A 5814-nucleotide genomic window follows, 5' to 3' on the forward strand; every position below is an offset into this window, starting at 1 on the left:
GGCGCGGAAGCCGATCGAGGCTGTCGGCGCCGAGCTGCGCTTCCTCCCGCCATACAGCCCCGACTTCAATCCCATCGAGATGGCCTTCTCGAAGCTCAAGGCGCTCCTGCGGAAGGCGGCCAAGCGAACCGTTGCGGCCCTCTGGGACGCCATCGGACGGCTCGTCGATCTCATCACCCCCGGGGAGAGCGCCAACTTCTTCACCGCAGCAGCATATGAACCACAAAAATCGGGAAACGCGCTAACTGCCAATCGGGGTGCAGGGTTTGAAACTGGGCGATCAGGTTGCGCTTCTTGGCATAGCGCCCCCCTGCAAGTTCGGCCAGATCGCGGGCGACATAGATGTAATTGGCGCTGGCGCGATCCTCTTCGGCGTCGAAATGCGCGCAGAAGCGGGGATTTGCCTGGATGTAAGCCTTGGCGACATAGACCATCTGCAACGGGTAAGGCAGCGCCGCCGCCGCATCCAGCAAGCCGTCGCAACAGGTGTCGGTGGGCTGGCCGATGGGTTGCAGCAGTTGCATCCGGTCCTCAACCTTGCGCGCCAACAGCAGACATTCCGGCCCGACCCGCGACCACTGGATGCCATAGATCGGCGCGTAAGCGGCCAAGGTGGCAAATGTGTAGCCCGAGACGTGCTGCGGGTAGCGGCGCAGATAGTCTTGCAGCATGTCCTTGTCGGCCAGCTCCAGCGGGCGGAAGGCATGGCCGAGGAAGGTCGTCTCGGTCGGGTGTCTGTCGGTTGCGGTTTGCATCACGCAGCCAGACAGACCCCCGCCCGTTCGCAGGGCGCGCGTTCCAGTTGCACGGTGGCATGGCTGATGGCGAAGTCATGCTCCAACTCGTCGGTGACGTAATCGAGGAAGGCATCGGCATCGGCGCCGTCCCAGACCAGATGCACCGCCAGCGCTGTGCGGGTGGTGGACAGCGCCCAGATGTGCAGGTCATGCACATTGGTCACTCCGTCCTGCGCGCCCAGCCAATCGGCCACGGCCTGCCGGTCAATCGCCTCGGGCACACCGTCCAATCCCAGCCGCAGCGAGTCGCGCAACAGGCCCCAAGCGGTCCAGGCGATCAGCAGGCTGACCGCGATGGCCACCGCGGGGTCCAGCCAGTGCCAGCCGGTCAGCATGATCCCCGCCGCTGCCAGAACCACCGCGCCTGACACCGCCGCGTCGGCGGCCATATGAAGATAGGCCCCCTTGGCGTTCAGGTCATCCTTTTGCGAGCGCATGAACAAAAGCGCCGAGCCGGTGTTCACCCCGATGCCGACCAGCGCCACCAGCAGGATGGTCAGCCCCGGCACCTCGACCACCGATTGAAAGCGGTGCGCCGCCTCCCACACCACCACCAAAACGCCGATCAGGATGGCGATTGCGTTCAGCATCGCGGCAAGAATCGTCGCACGGCCATAGCCAAAGGTATAATTATCGCTGCTCACCCGCTTGGCCAGAACTGCCGCGCCCCAAGCAATCAGCAGGCCCGCCACATCGGTCAGGTTATGCGCGGCATCGGCCAGCAGCGCCAGAGATCCGGTCAGAAAGCCTGCCGCGCCTTCGACCAGCACATAGGCGGTGTTCAGCCCCACAGCCCAGCGGAACGCCGGGCCAAGGTCTGCCGGGGGTGTGTGTGCGTGCGCGTGATCGTGCGCCATGGTGTCAGCCTTTCCGCCGGATGGTGCCGGAAAGTTCGGTCGCCCCCGCCAATGTGTTGTAAATCGTGCCGTATTTTTGCAGGTTCTTGTGCAAAAGGGCGAGGCGGGCGTCGGGCTCGTCGGTGTCCACCGTGATCTCATAGGTGATGGAGATCATCTTCGGCGGGCTGTCCTGCCGGACCCCGTGCAGGGCAACCTCCATACCGCGCAGATCAAACTCCAACATCGGCACCACCCGTTCAGTGCCCTTCAGGATGCAGGCGGCGAGACTGGCCAGCAGCATCTCGGCGGGGTTGAAAGCGTCTTGCCGCCCGGCCATGTCGGTATCGAGCGTGATCGACGCCGCCTTGGTGGTCGCCTCTGACCCGTGACTGTCGTTGCGCCGGGCGCTAACGTGGTATTCCAGCATGGTCGTTCCTTTCATGCCAAAAGGCCTCGGATCATTCGGGCCGCGAAGGCCGGCGATGCGTTCCCTGGCATGGGCCACGAACAGGCCGGTTGCGCTGCCCCCCCGGGCGAGTTGTACCAATGACGTGGCACGGTCGTAATGGCGTCATTCGAATTCCATCTGCACGAAGGCCACTTCGGCATTCTTGCGTGACAGGGTGTCGAATTGCTCCAGCCGGGCAAAAGCGGATTGATCTACATCTGCCGCTGCCGACAGATCGCCACCCGCTTCGATCAGCGCGCTGATCTGCGCGCGCAGATTCATCAGATAGTCGTAGGTGTCGGCACGGGCCTGATCCATCGTGGTAGCATGGCCGTGGCCGGGAACAACATGGGTTGCACCAGTGGCAGCCATCGCCTCAAAACTGGCGGGCCAGTCGGTGATCGAGGATTGCTCACCCACCCCAAGGATGCGTTCCACATAGACGATGTCGCCGGTGAACACCGTGTCTTTCTGTGGCACGAACACAAAGCTGTCGCCGGGGGTATGGGCCGGGCCGGGGTGGGTGATCTGGAAACTGAGGCCGCCCAGATCAAAGGTGTGGCTGTCGGCAAAGGTCACATCGGCATAGGCGGGTTCGGTGCCGGCCAGCCCGTCGCCCAGAAACTGCCCCAGATCCATCATGTGCTGATCGGCGCGGGCGTGGTGATCTTCCACCGCCGCATCCGACGCGATCACGGTCGCGCCTTGCGCCTGCCAGTAGCCGTTGCCGAGCCAGCGGTGGTCCTGCCCGCCAGTGTTGACCACGAATTTCACCGGCTGATCCGTCAAGCTGCGGATGGTAGCGTGCAGTGCCTCGGCGCCTTTCCACGACCCGCCAGGGTCTATCAGCACGGCACCGGCGTCGGTGACAACCAGCCCGAAGGTGGCGTTGTTGGCCAGGTTCACGCCGTCGCGTTGTTCCTTGGGGCCGACGATGGCCCAGACGCCATCGGTGACGGGCTGCACCTCCAGCACATCCGCAAAGGCGGGAAATGGCAGCAGGGCCGCCAGAAGCAAGGCGCGGGGAAAGGACATGCGTTTTCCAGTCAGGTTTGCGGCAAGATGCCGGATTGAAAGATCAGCCAAAGACCCGCCCCCACCATCACGGCGGAAAAGGCACGCTGGCCGGGGATCAGATGTGCGACAGGGCCAAGCCGCCGTGCCAGGACGCCAAGGCTTTGCGGCGCAAGACCGGCCAGCACCAGCAAAGGGCTGCGCCCGATGGCATAGGCCAGCAGCATCAGCGCGCCGGTCAGCACCGACCCGCCCGTCACGCTGCTCGACCCGGCCAAGGCCAGCGCCGCGCCCAGAACCGGGGTGGCGCAGGGGGTCAATACTGTGCCGGTCAGCCCGCCCAAGGCCACGGCCCCCCAGAGGCCGGAGCCTTTGAAGCGCCGCTCCATCCAGCCCTGAACCGCCGTAGGGCAGAGCGCGCCGCTGCCCTGCCGCAACAAAAGCCACAGCCCGCCCGTCACGATCACCGCGCCGCCAAGCGCCGTCCAGCCGGTGCCAAGCGTGCCGAAGAACATGCCAAGGCGGGCAGCCGCCAGACCAAGAGCCACAAAGGCCACCACCATGCCAAGGATGAATCCCAGCGTCAGCCGCAAGGCAGCAGCGCCATCCTTGGCCCCGCCGCCGACAAACCCCACGGTCACCGGCACCGCTGCCAGCACGCAAGGGCTTGCCGCCGACAGCAGGCCCGCCGTGAAGGCCGCACCCAGGATTGCTGCATCAGCCATCGGCAAGCCCCAGCCTGGCCAAAATCTGATCCGCCGGGATCGCGCCCAAGTGGCGGCCCGCCTCCGCCCCGTCAGCGGTGTAGAACAGTTGTGTCGGGATCGCCTGCATCGCGTATTTGCGCAGCACCATCCGGCCTTCAGGTGTGCCGAAGTCTATATCAACGATCACCATCCGGTCGCCGTGACTGGTCTGCAAATCGGCCAGCACGCCTTTCATCTCGCGGCAGGCGGCACAAGAGCCTGCTCCGAACTCGACCAGCACAGGTTTGCCGGTCAGACGGGCCGCTGCGATGGGGTCGGGCAAGGCCGACTGGGGCGCGGTGTTCGTGCCGGTCAGCCAGAGGGCAGCAGCCCCCACCATGGCCACGGTCAGGACTGCCGCGCCCCGGCGCATCAGCAGCACCCGCCAGACTTGGCCGGCGTGTCGCCACCACAGCAGCTTGAGGCCGCAGGTTCCGGCGATGCGCCGCAGCACGAAGATGCCGCCTCGGAGGTGGCCACGGCTTCGGCAGACCCGGTGATCGGGAAGCCACGGTCGACCCAACGGGCAATGCCGGGGCGCATGTTTGATACGCGGTCATAGCCCTGATACATCAGGAAATAGGTGGCCTTCAGGCTCCGCTCTCCGACCGCGCAGGCCAGGATCACATCCCGGTCGCGCGGCACTTCCTGCCAGCGGTCCTCGAACTGCGACAGCGGGATATTGACCACTTCGCAGCCCGAAAACCCCACCTGTGCCACTTCGGACGGTTCGCGCACATCGACCAGCAGTGCGCCGTCCTTCAGCAACCGCTGCGAGGTGGTGGGGCAGACTTCGCGCGCCTTGGTCAGGTCTTTCTTGAGAGCCTCGTTCATGACGTGTCCTTTCAGGGGTGAACGCCAAGCAGACCACCGGTCAGCTTGCGCGCAATTGGGGCAAGGAAAAAGATCACGGGAACCGCGATCACATAGGCGATGACGAACACCCGGGCCCGGGCCGCAAGGAAGTGCGGGCCAAAGCCAAGGTTCACGGCGGTGATGACGAAGGTCATCAGGAACACCATCATCGCGCCCATGAGCAGGGAAAAGACGAGGTGGAATTTCATCTGCGGTTTCATGTCAGTGTCTCATTTCTACAGGGCGGGGCGCAAAGCCCCTAGTTGGCAGCCGACAGTTGCAGCACCGCGCCGTCGGCCAAAGTCGCCTCGACCACATGTCCGGCAAATCCGGTGGCGGGCACGTGCACATGGGCGTGCAGGCTGAAACCCGGTGACATGAAAGTATTTGCCTTGTCGTGGTTGGAGTAGACGCCGACGATGATCACATCTGCGTCGGCTATGGTGCCAAGCGCCTTTTCGGGTTCGCCGTCCACGCTCCATTTCACCTCATCGGCATGGGCTGTGATGCGGAAAGGCAAGGTGGCATCGCCATCGCACCCCATTTCCTTGATCCGCGCACTCAGCGCCGCGTTCAGTGAGGCAAGATCGAACAGATCCTTCAGCGTTCCTGCATCTGCCCAAGCCGCGGGCGTGGCGCGCACCAGCATGGCCGCCCCTTGATCGGCAGGGTTCAGATCGACCCTGATCTCGGCGCCCTCGGGGCGGGCCACGTGATACTGCCCGTCGATGATGCTGATCTCGGCCTTCGGGTCAGACCCCGGCCCGTAACCCACAGTCAGGTCCGACAGCGGCGCGTTTTTCAGCCAGACGATGCTGGAATAATCATGCACACGAATCTTGGCTTCGGTGCCGGTCACGTCGATCGGGGTCAGGCACTGGATGTCGGCCGCCGCGACCGATGTTGCCCCGGAAAGGGCGGCGAGAACCAAAAGCGAACCGAACAGTTTTTTGTTTGTCATCAAATGGGCCCTCCCCGGACCCGGTTTCGTGGGTTAACCCAACCAGGCCACAACCTGATCGTGCGTGGGGACAGACCCCTTGTGGACGACCTTGCCCCCCACCACGACGGCCGGGGTGGTCATCACGCCAAATCCGACGATCTCGCGCATGTCC

10 protein-coding genes and 1 pseudogene are annotated in these 5814 nt (G+C 64.4%); 1 reads left to right on the top strand and 10 read right to left on the bottom strand.

The features are described from left to right. Nucleotides 1-223, top strand: a pseudogene (locus ACK4S2_RS15410) (transposase); the annotation flags it as partial. Here the strand turns inward: ACK4S2_RS15410 and ACK4S2_RS15415 are convergent. The 10 genes from ACK4S2_RS15415 to ACK4S2_RS15460 all read right to left on the bottom strand — a co-directional run bounded on the left by ACK4S2_RS15415 (nt 201) and on the right by ACK4S2_RS15460 (nt 5810). Next, entirely contained in the window at nt 201-755 is a 555-nt protein-coding gene (locus ACK4S2_RS15415) for a phosphatidylglycerol lysyltransferase domain-containing protein (protein ID WP_409626372.1), read from the bottom strand. The pseudogene ACK4S2_RS15410 and the gene ACK4S2_RS15415 sit on opposite strands and share 23 nt — an antisense overlap. Next, on the bottom strand, nt 755-1654 hold the full coding sequence (locus ACK4S2_RS15420) for a cation diffusion facilitator family transporter (RefSeq protein WP_409626375.1): 900 nt from the start codon (nt 1652-1654) through the stop codon (nt 755-757). Before ACK4S2_RS15420 ends, ACK4S2_RS15415 begins: the two co-directional genes overlap by 1 nt. Nucleotides 1655-1658: 4 nt before the next feature. Next, nucleotides 1659-2063: an OsmC family protein gene (locus tag ACK4S2_RS15425; RefSeq protein ID WP_409626378.1), complete on the bottom strand. Its 405-nt coding sequence runs from the start codon at nt 2061-2063 to the stop codon at nt 1659-1661. 144 nt (nt 2064-2207) lie between these two features. Next, complete coding sequence (locus ACK4S2_RS15430) at nt 2208-3119, bottom strand: MBL fold metallo-hydrolase (RefSeq protein ID WP_409626381.1); 912 nt, start codon at nt 3117-3119, stop codon at nt 2208-2210. A gap of 11 nt (nt 3120-3130) precedes the next feature. After that, nucleotides 3131-3823: a cytochrome c biogenesis CcdA family protein gene (locus ACK4S2_RS15435; RefSeq protein ID WP_409626384.1), complete on the bottom strand. Its 693-nt coding sequence runs from the start codon at nt 3821-3823 to the stop codon at nt 3131-3133. Next, nucleotides 3816-4298: a thioredoxin family protein gene (locus ACK4S2_RS15440; RefSeq protein WP_409626387.1), complete on the bottom strand. Its 483-nt coding sequence runs from the start codon at nt 4296-4298 to the stop codon at nt 3816-3818. Before ACK4S2_RS15440 ends, ACK4S2_RS15435 begins: the two co-directional genes overlap by 8 nt. Further along, on the bottom strand, nt 4217-4678 hold the full coding sequence (locus ACK4S2_RS15445; protein ID WP_409626390.1) for a rhodanese-like domain-containing protein: 462 nt from the start codon (nt 4676-4678) through the stop codon (nt 4217-4219). The genes ACK4S2_RS15440 and ACK4S2_RS15445 overlap by 82 nt, the downstream gene beginning before the upstream one ends. An 11-nt stretch (nt 4679-4689) precedes the next feature. Then, the gene (locus tag ACK4S2_RS15450; protein WP_409626393.1) at nt 4690-4920 is read right to left on the bottom strand and encodes a DUF2798 domain-containing protein; all 231 of its coding nucleotides are present in this window, start codon (nt 4918-4920) and stop codon (nt 4690-4692) included. A 38-nt stretch (nt 4921-4958) separates the two neighbouring features. Next, nucleotides 4959-5663, bottom strand: a complete 705-nt coding sequence (locus ACK4S2_RS15455) for a hypothetical protein (RefSeq protein WP_409626396.1) — start codon at nt 5661-5663, stop codon at nt 4959-4961. Nucleotides 5664-5693: 30 nt separating this feature from the next. Next, nucleotides 5694-5810, bottom strand: a complete 117-nt coding sequence (locus tag ACK4S2_RS15460; protein ID WP_409623955.1) for a thioredoxin family protein — start codon at nt 5808-5810, stop codon at nt 5694-5696. Nucleotides 5811-5814: the final 4 nt, after the last annotated feature.

Origin of the sequence: Gemmobacter sp. (assembly GCF_046292685.1) — a bacterium.
Lineage (GTDB): Bacteria > Pseudomonadota > Alphaproteobacteria > Rhodobacterales > Rhodobacteraceae > Wagnerdoeblera.

Bases quoted from the DNA above. Each gene is read 5' to 3' on its own strand.
- ACK4S2_RS15415 (WP_409626372.1), bottom strand. From the start codon at position 755: ATGCAAACCGCAACCGACAGACACCCGACCGAGACGACCTTCCTCGGC.
- ACK4S2_RS15420 (WP_409626375.1), bottom strand. From the start codon at position 1,654: ATGGCGCACGATCACGCGCACGCACACACACCCCCGGCAGACCTTGGC.
- ACK4S2_RS15425 (WP_409626378.1), bottom strand. From the start codon at position 2,063: ATGCTGGAATACCACGTTAGCGCCCGGCGCAACGACAGTCACGGGTCA.
- ACK4S2_RS15430 (WP_409626381.1), bottom strand. From the start codon at position 3,119: ATGTCCTTTCCCCGCGCCTTGCTTCTGGCGGCCCTGCTGCCATTTCCC.
- ACK4S2_RS15435 (WP_409626384.1), bottom strand. From the start codon at position 3,823: ATGGCTGATGCAGCAATCCTGGGTGCGGCCTTCACGGCGGGCCTGCTG.
- ACK4S2_RS15445 (WP_409626390.1), bottom strand. From the start codon at position 4,678: ATGAACGAGGCTCTCAAGAAAGACCTGACCAAGGCGCGCGAAGTCTGC.
- ACK4S2_RS15450 (WP_409626393.1), bottom strand. From the start codon at position 4,920: ATGAAACCGCAGATGAAATTCCACCTCGTCTTTTCCCTGCTCATGGGC.
- ACK4S2_RS15460 (WP_409623955.1), bottom strand. From the start codon at position 5,810: ATGCGCGAGATCGTCGGATTTGGCGTGATGACCACCCCGGCCGTCGTG.